At 68.7% G+C, this 15013-nt stretch carries 14 protein-coding genes and 4 pseudogenes; 9 read left to right on the top strand and 9 right to left on the bottom strand.

Going from position 1 to position 15013, the window contains the following annotated elements; translation table 11 throughout:
* Positions 1–644: 644 nt before the first annotated feature.
* Positions 645–971 (top strand): recombinase family protein, encoded by a 327-nt coding sequence (locus ACQUSR_RS02195; protein WP_431040818.1) that lies wholly within the window; start codon positions 645–647, stop codon positions 969–971.
* Positions 972–1225: 254 nt separating this feature from the next.
* Here the strand turns inward: ACQUSR_RS02195 and ACQUSR_RS02200 are convergent, their stop codons facing one another.
* The 3 genes from ACQUSR_RS02200 to ACQUSR_RS02210 all read right to left on the bottom strand — a co-directional run bounded on the left by ACQUSR_RS02200 (position 1226) and on the right by ACQUSR_RS02210 (position 3485).
* Complete coding sequence (locus tag ACQUSR_RS02200; RefSeq protein WP_431040819.1) at positions 1226–2026, bottom strand: alpha/beta fold hydrolase; 801 nt, start codon at positions 2024–2026, stop codon at positions 1226–1228.
* A 109-nt stretch (positions 2027–2135) separates the two neighbouring features.
* The gene (locus ACQUSR_RS02205; RefSeq protein WP_431040820.1) at positions 2136–2942 is read right to left on the bottom strand and encodes an alpha/beta fold hydrolase; all 807 of its coding nucleotides are present in this window, start codon (positions 2940–2942) and stop codon (positions 2136–2138) included.
* Positions 2943–3026: 84 nt separating this feature from the next.
* Positions 3027–3485 (bottom strand): cupin domain-containing protein, encoded by a 459-nt coding sequence (locus ACQUSR_RS02210; RefSeq protein WP_431040821.1) that lies wholly within the window; start codon positions 3483–3485, stop codon positions 3027–3029.
* A gap of 151 nt (positions 3486–3636) precedes the next feature.
* Here ACQUSR_RS02210 and ACQUSR_RS02215 point away from each other — a divergent pair, with 151 nt between their 5' ends.
* From ACQUSR_RS02215 to ACQUSR_RS02225, 3 genes and pseudogenes are all read left to right on the top strand, one after another.
* The gene (locus ACQUSR_RS02215; protein ID WP_431040822.1) at positions 3637–4251 is read left to right on the top strand and encodes a TetR/AcrR family transcriptional regulator; all 615 of its coding nucleotides are present in this window, start codon (positions 3637–3639) and stop codon (positions 4249–4251) included.
* 122 nt (positions 4252–4373) lie between these two features.
* Positions 4374–4811, top strand: a complete 438-nt coding sequence (locus ACQUSR_RS02220) for a DUF2511 domain-containing protein (RefSeq protein WP_431040823.1) — start codon at positions 4374–4376, stop codon at positions 4809–4811.
* Positions 4812–5488: 677 nt separating this feature from the next.
* Positions 5489–6217: pseudogene (locus tag ACQUSR_RS02225) on the top strand (IclR family transcriptional regulator); the annotation flags it as partial.
* Positions 6218–6418: 201 nt separating this feature from the next.
* Here ACQUSR_RS02225 and ACQUSR_RS02230 read toward each other — a convergent pair.
* Both ACQUSR_RS02230 and ACQUSR_RS02235 read right to left on the bottom strand, forming a co-directional pair.
* Positions 6419–7372, bottom strand: a complete 954-nt coding sequence (locus ACQUSR_RS02230) for a pyridoxamine 5'-phosphate oxidase family protein (protein WP_431040824.1) — start codon at positions 7370–7372, stop codon at positions 6419–6421.
* Between the two features lie 33 nt (positions 7373–7405).
* Positions 7406–7858, bottom strand: coding sequence for a VOC family protein (locus ACQUSR_RS02235; RefSeq protein WP_431040825.1), 453 nt, complete (start codon positions 7856–7858; stop codon positions 7406–7408).
* Between the two features lie 139 nt (positions 7859–7997).
* On the opposite strand from ACQUSR_RS02235, the gene ACQUSR_RS02240 reads away from it, so the two are divergent.
* Positions 7998–8558, top strand: a complete 561-nt coding sequence (locus ACQUSR_RS02240) for a CGNR zinc finger domain-containing protein (protein ID WP_431040826.1) — start codon at positions 7998–8000, stop codon at positions 8556–8558.
* A 76-nt stretch (positions 8559–8634) separates the two neighbouring features.
* Here ACQUSR_RS02240 and ACQUSR_RS02245 read toward each other — a convergent pair whose 3' ends face one another.
* Positions 8635–8802, bottom strand: a complete 168-nt coding sequence (locus ACQUSR_RS02245) for a hypothetical protein (RefSeq protein WP_431040827.1) — start codon at positions 8800–8802, stop codon at positions 8635–8637.
* 89 nt (positions 8803–8891) lie between these two features.
* Positions 8892–10334, bottom strand: a complete 1443-nt coding sequence (locus ACQUSR_RS02250) for an MFS transporter (RefSeq protein ID WP_431040828.1) — start codon at positions 10332–10334, stop codon at positions 8892–8894.
* A gap of 829 nt (positions 10335–11163) precedes the next feature.
* Between ACQUSR_RS02250 and ACQUSR_RS02255 the strand changes: the two genes are divergently transcribed.
* Positions 11164–11655 (top strand): DUF4396 domain-containing protein, encoded by a 492-nt coding sequence (locus ACQUSR_RS02255; protein WP_431047325.1) that lies wholly within the window; start codon positions 11164–11166, stop codon positions 11653–11655.
* Between the two features lie 561 nt (positions 11656–12216).
* Here the strand turns inward: ACQUSR_RS02255 and ACQUSR_RS02260 are convergent.
* Positions 12217–12405, bottom strand: coding sequence for a hypothetical protein (locus tag ACQUSR_RS02260; protein ID WP_431040829.1), 189 nt, complete (start codon positions 12403–12405; stop codon positions 12217–12219).
* A 40-nt stretch (positions 12406–12445) separates the two neighbouring features.
* On the opposite strand from ACQUSR_RS02260, the pseudogene ACQUSR_RS02265 reads away from it, so the two are divergent.
* Positions 12446–12852 (top strand): annotated as a pseudogene (locus ACQUSR_RS02265) (DUF305 domain-containing protein).
* 299 nt (positions 12853–13151) lie between these two features.
* Positions 13152–13562 carry a RidA family protein gene (locus ACQUSR_RS02270; RefSeq protein WP_431040830.1) on the top strand — a complete coding sequence of 137 codons (411 nt, stop codon included), beginning with the start codon at positions 13152–13154 and terminating at the stop codon, positions 13560–13562.
* Between the two features lie 82 nt (positions 13563–13644).
* Here ACQUSR_RS02270 and istB read toward each other — a convergent pair.
* Positions 13645–14473, bottom strand: a pseudogene (istB, locus tag ACQUSR_RS02275) (IS21-like element helper ATPase IstB).
* Between istB and ACQUSR_RS02280 the strand changes: the two are divergent.
* Positions 14423–14983 (top strand): annotated as a pseudogene (locus ACQUSR_RS02280) (HAD-IC family P-type ATPase); the annotation flags it as partial. The pseudogenes istB and ACQUSR_RS02280 sit on opposite strands and share 51 nt — an antisense overlap.
* Between the last annotated feature and the right edge of the window lie 30 nt (positions 14984–15013).

Genomic DNA, 15013 nt, shown 5'->3' on the forward strand with positions numbered 1-15013 from the left:
GTCCGGTGTGGGCTGCGGAATTCCGTCCGGTCAAGCTTCGGCGACACGAACTGCCCGGTCGTCAGACTTCGATGGCAATCGGTCAAGGAATCGCTGTCACAGGACACTCTTCTCACAAACGGTCCTTTCCCAGAGCAAGATCAATTACGACCGGGCGGAGACCGCGAAGCCCTGCTTCTCTTCGCAGAACTCGTTCTCACTCAAAGGCGGGTTCGGGGTACTTCTGAGAAAATGTCCGTGACAGCATCCGTGGGCATGACGGTCCCTCAAGAAGCTTCCCCGATCGACGCCGACGACGTCGAGCGGCGCCCCTGCCTCCGCTGCAAGGCCGCCCGCCCCCAGATCGCCATGCCGCTCGCGCTCCGGCGCGGTCGCCGGCACCTACCACACCGGCCGCTTCACCAAGGTGCCCCGGCTCGCCAAGCTCCTGCGCGTGCCCACCCCCGCCGACCGCGGGCCCGGCCAGCCGTGGCGGCCCGGCACCCCCGTCCCGCTCGCCCTCGCACCGGACACCCCGACCGCCAACATCCGCATCGGGTACGCGAAGTGCTCGACCCTCACCCAGGACTCCAGTCGCAGCTGGACGCCCTCGCCAAGCACGGCATCCCGCGCGACAAGGTGTTCTCCGAGAAGATCAGCACCGGGTGCACGTCCGGCCCCAGTTCGAGGCCGCGCTCGCGCTGGCCCGCCAAATCAAGGCCCACGCCCCGCACTGCCGGGTCATCTTCACCGTGTACGAGATGAAGCGCCTCGGCCGCGACGCCGCCGAACTCACCGCGCTCGCCGACCACCTCACTGCCCACGGCCTGGTCCTGGAGATGCTCGCCGGGCCCCTGCCCGGGATGTACGACCCCAGCGGCCCCGGCCGCCTGCTGTTCGCGTTCTTTGCCTCGATGGCGAAGACCGAGCGGGAGAACATCCGCGAGTCGAACCTCGAAGGACTCGACGCGGCAACGGCGCCAACAAGATGAGAACCGGCTCGGGACGATGCTCGCCGGTCTGTCGACGGCACACCACCCCTGGTTTCATTGGGTGGACCCATCCGGCGCGATCCGTGGAGCTCGCCGTGAACTATCCGCACGACGGGGAGTGCGAACCGATCCGGGTCCATGGGCGACATGTGAACCAAAGCGCTGTCCCGCGCGTCGTGCCTGTGTAGTCGTGCCCTCCTGCGAAGGGATGATTCAGTAGGTGGCGCCATGTGCACGCTCGCCGACCATGAGGGTCAGCCGCCGTGGGCTGCCCGGAGGATCAGGTGGGCGATGGCGTCGGGGTGGGTGAGGATCGACAGGTGGCTGGTGGGGAGTTCGATGGTCCGGGCTCCCATGCGGGCGGCCAGGAAACGCTGGAGGCCAGGGTCCGTCGTTCTGTCCTGGCTGGAGATCGCGTACCAGGTGGGCTGGTGGCGCCAGGCGGCGACCGTGGTCGTCGAGGTGGGGAAGAGCGAGCTGGCGATGCGGCCCTGGGCGGCGTAGAGGACCAGGGCTCGGGGTCGGGGGACGCCGCCTGCGAAGTCTCTGAGAAAGCCCCTCTTGGTGAGTTGTTTGAAGCCGCCGGACTCGACGATCTCGGAATTGGCGGGCGGAGTGGGGAACTTCGCGGCCAGGGCCGTGTAGTCCTCTCCGGCATCGGGTGCCCGGGCGGCGACGTACACGAGGCCGGTGACGTTCTGGGCCAGGCCCGCCTGGGAAATGACCGTGCCGCCCCACGAGTGGGCCGCAAGGATCGTCGGTCCGTCCTGGAGGGCGAGGGCCCGCTCCGTCGCGGCGACGTCGTCGGCGAGCGAGGTCAGCGGGTTCTGTACGGAGGTCACGTTCATGCCGGCCGCGTGGAGGCGTTCGATCACGTCCGACCAGCATGAGCCGTCCGCGTACGCGCCGTGCACGAGGACGACGTTGCGCGCCGGGGGGACCCCAAGGTGAGGCTCCGGAGTCTCGTCGGCGCGAGCCGCCGCCTGGAAGGACGTGGCACCGGCCGTCGCGACTCCTGCGGCGAGTCCACCGGTGAAGGTTCGTCGAGTGATCATCTGTGCTGCTTTCTGTAGTTGGCGGGGCTGGTGGAGCACTCGTCGACGGTGACCTGGCCTTCTCCTCTCGGACGGGTGGGACTTCGGGAACGGTGCCACACCCTTCGGACTAGCGGTTCGGGCGGTTGGCGGCGTGGGCGTCGGCGAAGTCCCAGACCACGGGAAGGAGTTGCTCGGGCGTCTCCAGCTGAGGCATGTGCCCGGTGCGATCGAGGAGCTCGAACCTGGCCTCGGGGATGGCTGCCGCATAGGCGCGTCCGTACTCGGCGTCCACGACCTGGTCGCTCTCTCCCCACACGACAAGGGCCGGGTGCGTGACCTTGGCGAGGTGCTCGCGAAGGGCGGTGTCGGCCATGGCGTGCGGCCCGGAGTAGACCTCCAGCGCGGCGCGGTTCCTGGCCATGACCGCGCGGGCGGCCTCGGGGACGGCCCCTGGGTCGATGGCGAACTTCGCGGGTTCGTGGAAGGCGAGCCGGGACAGTTCGGCAGGGGTAAGGGAGAAGGTGTCGGCGATCGGGTGACCGGTGACCTGGATGCCGACGGCGTTGACGAGGACGACGCTGCTGATCCGGTCGCTGCCGAGCAGGGCCAGTTCGGCGGCGATCCAGCCGCCTATGGAGTTGCCGACGACGGCGACGTCCTCCAGGCCGAGTTCGTCGAGCAGCCGCGCATAGACGCGGGCGAGGGTGGGGACGTCGGTCAGCCAGTCGGGCCGGGCGGTGCCGCCGAAGCCGGGATGGACGGGGGTGATGACCCTGGCCTGTCGCTGGTCGGCGAGCAGCCCGGCGAACGGCGCGACCGTCTGCGGACCGCCGCCGCCGTGCAGCAACAGGAAGGGGTGGCCCCGGCCCTGGTCGTCGACGGTGACGTCGAGGTCACTGGAGGCGAAGGAAAGGCTGTGGACGGTGCTGGTCATGGAGTGTCCTTGCGTGGGCATGTGAGGTAAGAGAGCTGGCTGGCCGGGAGGCCAGAGTCAGGCGAAGTCGGTGAAGGCCGACGGTCAGGCGAAGTCGGTGGCGGGAACGGTGGCGTAGCGGCTCATGACCCTGACGGTCGACTCGGCGCCCAGCTCCTGACCGCTGGCGATCATGTCCCGCAGGTCGCGGAAGTACTGCACATACAGGTCGGGCGTGAAGGTGTTGAGCATCACCGCGGGCTCGTCGCCGAGGTTGGCGAAGGTGTGCGGGGCGCCGGGCGGGATCATCGCGAGCGTGCCGGCCGGGGCGATGTGGGTGGTGTCCCCGATGGTGAAGTGCACGGTGCCGGAGACGACGTAGAAGCCCTCGTCATGCTGGGCGTGCCGGTGTTGCGGCGGGCCTTCGGTGTGCGGGGCGAGCGTAATCTCGCCGATCCCGATCCGATGTCCGGTCGTGCTCCCGTCTTCGAGGATGCGCATCTGGATCCGACCCAGGCGGATCGTCTCGCCGCCACCCGGGCCGACCACGGAAACCTCGGTCATTGCCGCCTCCTTTATGAGAGTCCACTCTCAGGGAGTTTAGGGAGGGATGGTCTCGTCATGCAAGTGAACTCTCATAACGAGAGCCGACAATGGTAAAGTGGGCACGAATGGGGGACGGACGGACCAGCAGAAGCGAGGACAGGACGTACCGATGGCGACGACACAGACGGACTCCGGCCGCAGCAACCAGAAGAAGCGCACGCGTACGGCGATCGTCGAGGCCGCCCGCGCACTCATCGGCACGGGCGCCGAGGTGACCATGCCAGCGATCGCCCGCGCGGCCCTGGTCTCCGAGGCCACTGCCTACCGGTACTTCCCCGACCTCCCTTCACTGATCAGCGAGGCCCTTGCTGGCGTCTGGCCCGCGCCCGCCGACGCGCTTCGGCCGGTCGCAGACTCCCGCGACCCCGTCGAACGCACCGCCTTCGCCTGCGAGTTCCTGCTCCGCGGCACACTCGCCCGCCAGGGCGCGGTGCGCGCGATGATCGCCGCCACCATCACCCGGCCCGACGCTCCGACCGCGAGACCGGGTATCCGCTTCGGGCTCATCGACCACGCGCTCGCGCCCCTCCAGGACACCTTGGGGGCGACGAATCCGGACGCCTTCGCCCAGCTCAAGCGGGACCTCGCGGTGACGGTCAGCGCGGAAGCCCTTTTCTGCCTCACCGATCTGTGCGGGCTCGACCCCGACTCGGCCGTCACAAGCGCCGTACGGACCGCGACCACACTGACCGAAGCAGCGGTCCGCGCGGCCACGCAGGAGTGAGGCTGTCGCGCAGGGAGTTCAGCGCTCTACGTCGTCCCGTTGCGGTGTAGCGGTTCGGTAACGCGCACGACCGCCGCGGCCGCAGACGGCTACATTCACCTTCCGCCGACAGAGGGGGCGAATTGCTCGACGAGACGAGACAGCCGAAGAAGGCCGGAACGGCCATCGCGGGCGGCTTCCTCATGCTGATGCTCATCCTGGCATTCGCACAGAGCTGCAGCACTCCGGACGCCACCCCGTCCGAGGATCCGACTGCAAGCAGCACGAGTAGCGATAACGAAGATTCCTTCGATGATGCTTCGGCTGGCACGCACAGCATCAGGGTGACCGATGCACGATTCGATAAGTGGCCGTTCACCGTTGACGCCGGCACTCTCCGGTGCCGTGACGGTGCGTCCGTCACTTTCGAGGCCGACGGTACCGAGTACGGGGTCAACGGCACCGCGCAGGATGCGGGCTACCCATCCGTGAAACCCGTCTGGGCCGACGATCCAGCCCTCGGACACGGCTTGAAAGTCGACATCTCCGAGGTCCTGAACTACGGCCTCAGTCTCTGCTGATGGCCCCTGTATGCCGCTGTTCGCTTGCCAAGACCGCGACACAATGTGTCAGCGCGCGAGCGCGTGAGGAACCCCGGCGCCTCGCGGGCGGCACATTGAGCCTTGTTCATCCTGAAGTTGCTGGTCACGGGGCTGGTGTGGGATTCGGGTCGTGTACTCGTGCTGGTCGGGGGCGGTTGTCTGGGATCAAGATCGTCTGTCAGCGCGAGACCTCGGTGGTCGAGAAGCCGGTCAGGGTACAAGTCGCATACCGGCACGCGGTACGTGGGTGTCATGAGGGTCTTTCGGGCGGGCGTGTGGCTTGTTTGCGAGCAGACACCGATGAGCCAGAGGCCGTACACTGGCGGAAAAAGGATGTCTAGTCGCCGAGGGGGGCGATAACCCCACTGCTTCATGGCCGAATTGGTCCCGACTGTGCTCGGGATGATCTCGCTTATCTGCTGCATGACTTATGTCGGTGTTGCCGCAGCCATCGCGCTTGTGGCCACCTTTTCGAAGCGGCCGAGCCGTCGCCGGGAGGCCCGGGAAACCCTCCGGATCTTGGTGCGCATGCAACGAGACATGTCGCCTTAGAGACAATGAAATCGGATCGCGCGAGTGGTGGCCGATGCCGCCGAGTGAGCGAGGCGCTCGGCAGGGGCTCGCTGCCCGGCCAGATCGCGTGATATTTGCCCGACATGCCTCTTCGTCGTTGCCGGCAGCCTGAACCTGAGGTGCTACCGCTCCTCCCACGGCAAGAGCCGCGATCATGGCGGCAAGAGTCGTGCCGATCTTCGCTCACCTCTGCATGGCACATCACCTTCCTGGGTTCCGATGCCGACGGGCCTTGCGCCCGATGCCGTAGACGCTCGCCGGTCTGTCGGCGGCCTACCACCCCTGGTTTCATTGAGCGGACCCATCCGGCACGATCCGCGGAGCTCGTGGTGAACAGCTCGCACGACGGCAACAGCACGAACGAGGAACCCTCCCGTGTCCGCGGTCACCGCCCGGCCCACGGCGAACCCCTCCTGAACCGGGCCTTTCGCCTGCTCGCCTGCTTCGGGCCGGACACGCCGGTGCTGTCGCTGACCACCCTGGCCGCACGGGCTGACCTGCCCAAGGCCACCGCGCTGCGCATCGCCCGCCAACTCGTCGAGCAGGGCGCCCTGGAACGCACCGACTCCGGCCACTACACCATCGGCTTACGGCTGCTGGAAATCGCTACCGTGGCACCACGCGGCCACGGCCTGCGTACAGTCGCCCTGCCCTACCTGCAAGACCTCTGGCACGCCACACGCCAGCACGTCCAACTTGTCGTGCGCGAGGGCCTCGAAGGCGTCCTGGTCGAGCGGCTGTCCGCGCGAGACGCCACACGCGTGATGTACCGCGTCGGCGGCCGGCTCCCGCTGCACGCCACCGCTCCCGGACTCGTCCTGCTGGCGCTCGCCCCCACCCAGGTACAAGAGGACTTCTTCACCGCCGACCGCCCAGCCGACGAGGACGACCTGATCGGAACGGTGGACACGCTGCGGTCCCGGCTCGCGGCCGTCCACCGCGTGTCTGTGACAGGTTCGCGTGGCCCCACTTCGGCAGGGCCACTTCAACCTGTCGCAAACACCATGCGGCGTTCACGCTCCCCTCAGAGGAGGGTTGGCGGGCGAGTACTCCGGGGCGGACCAGCGCAGTGGGCTGGCGGCCGGAGTCCAGGCCACCTCGTCGAGAGCGAAGTGAACGGTGCGCCCGGCGTCGCTGAACTCGGTGCGGGCGGTGCCGGTGAGCTGCAGGGTGTCTCCGGACACCCAGTCGACGAACAGCAACCCGGCACGTGGATCGGATTCCAGGTTGCCCAGGGTCAGGAACATCGCATTGCCCGGATAGTCCGGCCAGCTCAGCCGGGTGGGCGAGACCACGGTGACGAAGCCGGGCAGGCCGCCGCGGTGGCTTGCGTCGGCGGGGCCGGACGTGGCCGCAGCACCGTCCCCGGCGCCCACAGTGGCGGCGTCGTCCCCGGCGCCCACGGTGGCGATGAAGAAGGTGTCGGCGGCGCGAATGGCGTCCGCCTGCGCCTCGCTGAGCGCGGCGGCTCGGCGCACAGCGCCGGGGGCCCGGCCCGGTACGGCCCCCTCCAGCAACCGCTTTTGCAGGTACTTGGGGCAGTTGGAGAAGACCTGTCTCGCCTCCACGGCCAGCCCGCGCGCGGATGGCCGGGCTGTGCCGTTGAGCCGCATCCGGCGTCGGGTACGTGGATCCAACGCGATGGTGCCGACGTTGGTGAAGCCCTCCGCCAGGGTGGAGGCTAGCGGATCGCCTGGGTGCACCCGACCGGTGATGCCGATGGAGTGCGGGCCGGTGGCGGTGACGAACCCGGGCGGGCCGGTGAGCAGCGAACTCCACACCTGCCCGCCCTGATCCGCCGCACCGATCACCAGCATCGGCTGAAGACCGAGGAAGGCCGCGGCCACATCCCGGATCCCGTTACCGATGGCGCGCCCGGAGTGATCGGCCTGGGCGATCACTCCGGCCCGGCGCTGCACGGCACGCTCCCCAGGCCCGTACGGACTCGGACTCGGGCTGTCGGTCATGGCTGCTTCCCTTCCTCTCAGTTCCGGTTCTGACTAGAAGAAACCGCAGGTGGGAGCTGCCGCTGAGGGCACGGGGGCGTCCTCGGCCCCGGTGGGTGCGTAGATCTCCAGACGGGTGCCGTCCGGGTCGGTGAAGAAGATCCCGCCGGAGGAGGCACCCTCGCCGTGGGCGACCACGCCGTCATGGGCGAAGTCCGCGCCGAGTTCACGCAGGAGCTCCTCGGCCGCGCGGACCTCCGCGATGGTGTCCACCTCGAAGGAGAGGTGGTGCAGCCCGGCTCGGCCACCGTCGAAGGGGCCGCCCGCTTGCTGCCACAGGGTGAGGACCAGCCGTCCGTCGCGGCCGAGGAAGGCGAAGCGGCGGTCGTCCTCGGTGTCCTTTCCGATCACCTCGAAGCCGAAGACCTGGGTGTAGAAGCCAGCCGAGCGGTCCACATCGGTGACATTGAGGCCGATGTGCCCAGTGCGCAGTGCAGCCATAGCCATGGCCGTCCCCTCCCGTTGGGCATCCGGGCCAGCCCCGGGCTAACCACTGATAGTGAGGTTAGAGGTTATAGATGATCAGCGTCAACCGGCCTCGTACGATTGAGGGGTTAGGAATACGGCGCAGCAGAGGAAGACAGCGATGCCATCAGCCGATCCCCGCCCGCTCCTCGGCGAGCCGGTCTCCCTCGACCTGCTCAACACCCGGTGGATGTCCCAGGGGTCACTCCAGGATCTGCTGACCTCGGCCGACGGGCTGCGCGTCTGGCTCGGCAGCAACTCCCTGACCGGCCTTCTCCAGGACACCCCCGAGGGCATCGAGGCGACCCTGAACGCCCTGCTCAGCGCCCGGGAAGCACTCGCCGCCGCGGTCGACTCCCCCGGAGACCCGGACGCGGCGCGGCGGGTCGACGCCGTACTCGCCCACGGACGGCTCCGGGCGACACTGACGCCCGAGGGGCCCTCGGAGACGGCAGAGTTCGACGATCCGGCCTGGGGCCCGGCGTGGACCGCCGCCTACGACTACCTGCGGCTGCTGCGCACCGCGCCGGACCGCATCCATGCCTGCGCCCACCAGGACTGCGTCCTTCACTTCTTCGACACCTCGCGCAATGGCACGCGCCGCTGGTGCTCCATGGCGGGCTGCGGTAATCGGGCCAAGGCATCCCGGCACTACGCCCGTTCCCGGGACGAGCACTCCTGAAGCCAGCCTCGCCCCTGGCCTCTCGGGTCTGCGGCGGAGCCCACTGATGGACGCCGCGCCACAGTCCACGGAGGCATCAGCGACGAGATATAGGCAGCCGCCCGCAGGAGGTGGCGGCGCGCACATTGACGCACAGGCCGAGCACGCGCCCCTTCACCACGATCTCGGCGGTGAGCAGGCCACAGATCGCCGCGCAAGTGCGGGCCGGGGGTCGCTTCGCCAGGTTCTCGATGAGTGACAGCACGGCCTCTCTCCCTTCCATCGGTTACACGAACGTGGCCGTCCGGCGCCGGAGTCGGCGTCGGACGGCTCACCGTCATCTCGGTTCGTCGGTTACACACCGACATGGTCCCCCTGCGCCTGCGGCGAGGGTTCCTGGGCTGCCGGGCCCGGCTTGCCACCGCGCATCAGCAGCAGGGTGAAGAGCGCCCCCGCCGCCGCCACGGCTGCGGCGCCGAGGAAGGCCGCGCTGAAGCCGTCGGTGAGTGCGGGCAGATCGCCCAGCTGTCCGGCGCCCTGGGAGGTGGCCAGAGCGGTGAGGGCGGCCAAGCCGAGAGCGGAACCGACCTGGTAGGTGGTGTTGACGATGCCGGAGGCCAGGCCCGCCTGCTCCTGCGGCACTCCGGAGATCGCGGTCATCATGGCCGGGATGTACGCCAGGGACATGCCCAGTGCGGCGACCAGCGAAGCGGGCAGTACGTCGACCGCAAAGGTACCGGTCGGCTCGACGGCGGAGAGCCACAGCAGCCCGCCGGCCAGCGCCAGCAGTCCGCCGGCGATCAGCGGCTTGGGTCCGAAGCGGCCCAGCAGCCGGGCGGTGATGGCGACCATGAAGACCATCAGCAGCGTGGTCATGGGCAGCAGCGCCGCTCCGCTGGCGAACGCCCCGTAGCCGAGGACCTGCTGGAGGTAGAGGTTGAGGAAGTACCACATCGGGATCCACGCGGCGCCCAGCAGTGCCATGGAGAGGTTGGAGGCGGCCAGGCCGGGAGTGCGCCATACCTTCAGCGGCATCAGTGGCTCCCGCACCGACCGCTGGAGCAGCAGGAACACCGCCAGCAGCGCCGCCGCTCCGATGAGTTCGAGCGCGGTCTCCCCGGCGCCCCAGCCGACCTCGGGGGCGCGGACCACGGCGAACACGGCGAGGGCGAGTCCGGCGGTGACGGCGGCGGCGCCAGCGACGTCCACCGAACCACGGCGGGCTGCGACGGCGGGCAGCAGCCCGGTCGCCAGCAGCGTGGCGACACCAATCGGGATGTAGATGATGAACACCCACGGCCAGCTCAGCCACTCGGTGATCACACCGCCCAGGAAGACGCCGGCGGTGCCGCCCGCAGGGGCCGCCGCGCCGTAGAGCGCCATCGCCTTGCCCAACTCTCTCGGGTCATGACTGAACAGCATCATCAGCAGCGTCATCGAGGCGGGCGTGATCAGCGCACCACCGACACCCTGGACCGCGCGGCCCGTCACCTCCACCCACGCAGTCGAGGCCGCGGCGGCCACCACGGAGCCGGCGATCAGCACCACCCAGCCGGTGACGAAGACTCTTCGCGCGCCCAGCAGGTCCGAGAGTCGTCCGCCGAGCAGCAGCAGGCCGCCGAAAGCGATGACATACGCGTTGAACACCCACTGCAGATCGCCCTGGGAGAAGCCCAGCTCCTTCTGCATGTCCGGCAGCGCCACCCCAATGATGGACGTGTCCATGATCACCATGAACTGAGCCGCCGCGAGCACCACAAGTGCCCACCATCGACGCGGATTAACGGTCGTCGACATGATCCTTCCCTCCCTCGCCAGGTACCCCATAGGGGTATGCGAGGGCGAACATAGCACTACCCCCAGGGGGTATGTAAATGGCAGGGCGAGTTCGCGTGGCAACCCTTCAGACTCAGCCGCTCGGATGAGAGCGTCCTCCACAGCGAGGCCCGTGACGATCCGTCAACAAGCGTGGCTTCAGCGGCCGCGGACGCGTCTGCCACGCACGCCGACTAGCCCCTTCGGACTGCTGGCGATGCGCGGACTCGGCCCGCCCGGCGGCACGGCGGGCACACACCCCGCCGCACTCCTGGCGCGGCGGGCCAGCGGCCACCGAGGCTCCAGTCAGGTACCGGCCGCAACAGCCTCAGCCATAGCGCCGGTGGGCATCCGGATCACGCGGACGCCACCCTTGCGGCGGCGGAGGTCGGTTCCGGCCCGGGCTTGCCGGGCCCGTTGACCACCTCAACCTCCCCCCACTCTGCTCCAACCGGGCCGCGCCGGGAGCCCTCCCGGCATTCGGTGACCACCCCTGATCGCCCCTCAATGAGCCGCAAGTCCCGCACATATGGGCACACCCTCGCGGCACCGGCTCCGGGTATCTGGCCGCCGTCTCCGAATATCGGACGGGGAGGCGCGTCAGTTCGCCCCTCAAGCCGGCAAACCCTCTTGCGATATACCCCCGGGGGGTATAGCTTCTGGGTCGGCGGGCAGAACGCCCGCAAACAAAGCAGGGGATGCGAGGAACGTCATGGAGCACCACGGCCACCACCACGCCGAGCACGCCACGCACGCAGAGCACGACCATGCCGCCGCTCACACCGGCCACGACCACGCGACCCATGCCGCCATGCACATCGGCCACACGGGGCACGGTCACGCCGGCCACCACCACCCGGCGGGAGGCGGCTCCTCCTGGCGGACAGCCGCGCTGGCGACGCTGCACTGCCTCACCGGCTGCGCCATCGGCGAGATACTCGGCATGGTCATCGGCACCGCCCTCGCCCTCTCCGCCGGCGCGACCGTGGCCCTCGCCGTCGCCCTGGCCTTCGTCTTCGGCTACGCGCTGACCATGCGCGGCGTCCTCAAGGCCGGACTGCCCGTCCGGCAGGCCCTGAAGGTGGCGCTCGCCGCCGACACCGTCTCCATCCTCGTCATGGAGATCATCGACAACACCGTGATGATGACCGTCCCCGGCGCCATGGACGCGGGCCTCGCCAGCTTCCTGTTCTGGGGCGCCCTGGCCTTCGCCCTGGTCGTCGCCTTCTTCCTGACCGTCCCCGTCAACCGCTGGCTGATCGCCCGCGGCAAGGGACACGCCGTCGTCCACGCCTACCACTGACCCGGGCAGTGCCCCAGCAACCCCGGCGACCGCCTCGCGCACCCAGCGCGAGGCGGTTCGCGTTCAACCGACGCTCCGCTTCGCAGCGTTCAGTCGAGCCCGGTCCACAGCGACGCGGAGGCCATGTGGACGATCTCTGGTTCGGGAACAGGCGCATCGTGACGGTGCCCGTACTCCCCGCCCAGTTCGGCCACTTCGCCTAGGGCCAGAGCGAGGTCTACGCCGTGCAGCTCCCTCCCCCGCGGGTTCCGACCGCTCACGGCCTGCCCCGGTCTGGGACGCCTCCTACGCACGGCAGTTCGCGAAGTCGTCAACGTCACGTGCGCCGTGAGCCTCCGTCTCAGCCGCCCTGATCGCCACGAGCGACCCGTGCTACTCGGGGTCCAGCTGTGCTGAAACGTCGGGTGGAATGCCCGGCCGGCATGGCGAAGCACCTCGAAGGTAGGGGCCCTTCCGTATCCCCCGTCATCCCCGCGGGAGGGCTCCCGGCGAGTGGGTGCCATGACGATGTCGGCGCCGACTGGTCACCGGCGCCGGACAGCCACAGCCAGACCCAGCCAGTCAGCCGACGACAGGCCCGCAGGCGAACAGCGGCAGGAGTGGCGCCACCACGGCGAAGACGACCCCAAGCCACGTCGTACGGGGCGGCCTGGGCTGCGGTGTGAGGACCCGGCGCAGCCGGATCAGCGCACCGGGCCCACCCGCGCCGAAGGCGGCCTGCGGGGCCCGGCCTGCGGAAACCTCGCACATCGCAGAGGCCAGGACCTCCCCCTACCAGCAGGCGCTGGAGATGTCGAAGCTGGCCGACGGCCGCGCGTCCGACCAGGAGGTCAAGACCCTGGCCGGGCAGATCGAGGAGGCCCAGGACCCTGAGATCAGGACCATGCAGTCCTGGCTCAAGTCCTGGGGCAAGCCGGAGTCGCCCGGCATGGACCACGGCTCGCGGGCCACGGTGGCGGCGGGATGTCCGGGATGATGTCCGAGCAGGACATGAAGGATCTCATGGCCGCCAAGGGCACAGACTTCGACCGCAAGTTCGCGGAGTTGGTGATCGAGCACCACAACGGCGCGATCGACATGGCGAAGGACGAGCAGGAGAACGGCCGTAACGCCGCCGCCAAGAAGCTCGCCGGCAACGTCGTGAAGAACCAGTCCGCCGAGGTCAAGCAGTTGCAGGGCATCGTCGACCGGCTCTGATCCCCTCCGTCGCACCGTTCCGTTCCGGGCCTTCCGTGCGCAGGCCCGGAACGGCCCCGTACGCCTCCCTCACCGCATGCCGCAGCGCGCTCCGCGTGTATGCCGTGCTGGCTACGTTGATCTCTAGGAACAGCGTTTCTTGATGGGTTCCGGAGTCAGTTGGTGATCATCCGGTTCGGGAATGTCGCGCAGAAATGACGGCGTTGCCGTGGGGCGGCGAGAAAAAGGGAAGGCGGAAGCCAACTGGCCGTTGGCAGGATGTCCGCGCTCAACATCCGATGGGAAAGGACCCGACGACCGTGGCTCGTGCCATCACTTTGATCCGCTCCGCCTCCCTGTCCGACGTCGCCGAGTACGCCTACGCGGCCACTGCGCCCGCCGAGTCACGCCTGATCTTCCTCGCTGGCGCGTGTCCGCTGAACGATGACGGCTCCACAGCGGCGATCGGGGATTACGCGGGCCAGGCAGCGAAAGCCATGGAGAACATGCAGGCCGCTCTCACTGCTTCAGGTGCGTCACTGCAGGACGTCATCAGTACCCGGGTCCTCGTCGCATCGGCCCGGCGGGAGGACCTGGTGGCTGCCTGGCAGGTAGTCCGGGACTTGTTCGCTGACCATGACGTCCCCAGCACCTTGATGGGCGTCACCGTGCTCGGCTATAAGGACCAACTCGTCGAAATCGAGGCCGTCGCCGCCGTGCTCGATTCTTGAGACCTTCTCCAAAGGACACCGCAAACGTGGGACGGCCAGCCGTCCGCCAGGACGGCTGGCCGTCGAGGAACGTAGGCTGCGGTCAGCCGGCCTTGGCGGGCTGCTCAGCACGTGCTCGGGTACTGGCGAGGCGGTAGGAGTCTGTGCCGGTGTCGATGATGGTGCCGTTTGAAGGTGAGACGATCGACGATGGCCGCACAAAGTCGGGGATCCGTGAACGTCTTGGTCCAGCCGCCAAAGGGCTCGTTGGAGGCGATGGCGACGCTGTTCTTCTCCTCGCGCTCGGTCAAAACCTGGAAGAGTAGTTCGGCTCCGTGGCGGTCCAGTTCCATGTAGCCGAGCTCGTCAATGCCCAAAAGATCGACGCGTCCGTAACGGGCGATGGTCTTGTTCAGCTGCTTCTCGTCGGCGGCCTCGACCAGCTCGTTCACCAGCTTCGTGGCGAGCGTGTAGCGGACGCGGTAGCCCTTCATCGCGGCCTCGGTGCCCAGGGCGATGAGCATGTGGGACTTGCCGGTGCCGGAGTCCCCGATCAGGCAGAGCGGCTGGCTCTTCTTGATCCACTCGCAGCTGGCAAGGGTGTGGATGGTCGCCGCGTCGATGTTCGGGTTGGCGTCGAAGTCGAACGCCCGCAGCGACTTCTCCCGCGGGAAGCCAGCCGCCTTGATCCGCCGCTCCGAGCGACGGCGGGCCCGGTCGTCGCACTCGGCCATCAACAGCTCTGCGAGAAACCCGCGGTAGCTCATCTGGTCCTTGAGCGCCCGCTCGGCGATGTCGGGGAACTCGTTGCGGATCGAGGGCAGCCGCAGCAGCCGACAGGCGCTGTCGATGGCGGCGTCGGCGGCCTGCTCGGTCAAGCACCGGCCGGGGTGCTCGCCATCGCCGACACCGTCAAGGACGACTCCGCTCAGGCCATCGCCGCCCTCCATCGGCTCGGCCTTGACACGGTCATCATCACCGGCGATAACGCCCACACCGCCGCCGCCATCGCCGCCCAGGTCGACGTGCGGCGTGTCCTGGCCGAGGTGCTGCCCGTGCACAAGGCCGACGAGATCCGCCGCCTGCAAGGCGAAGGCCGCACGGTGGGTATGGTCGGCGACGGCATCAACGACGCCCGGGCGCTGGCCGCCGCCGATGTGGGGCTCGCGATCGGCACCGGCACCGACGTCGCGATCGAGGCCGCCGATGTCACGTTGATCTCCGGCTCCCTGACCGGAGTCGTCACTGCGATCCGGCTCTCACGGGCCACCATGCGCAACATCCGGCAGAACCTGTTCTTCGCCCTCGTCTACAACGCCGTCGGCATCCCCCTCGCCGCCGGAGCCCTGTATCCCCTCTGGGGCATCCGCCTCAGCCCCATCATCGCCGCGGCCGCCATGGCCAGGGGGTGCTGGCCTTTCTTCGCGCTGGTGGTTGTCTGATATTGGTTCTGCGGTGATCGTCATGGCGAG

It is taken from the genome of Streptomyces sp. P1-3 (assembly GCF_050613155.1).
In the GTDB taxonomy this organism is placed as follows: Bacteria; Actinomycetota; Actinomycetes; order Streptomycetales; family Streptomycetaceae; genus Streptomyces.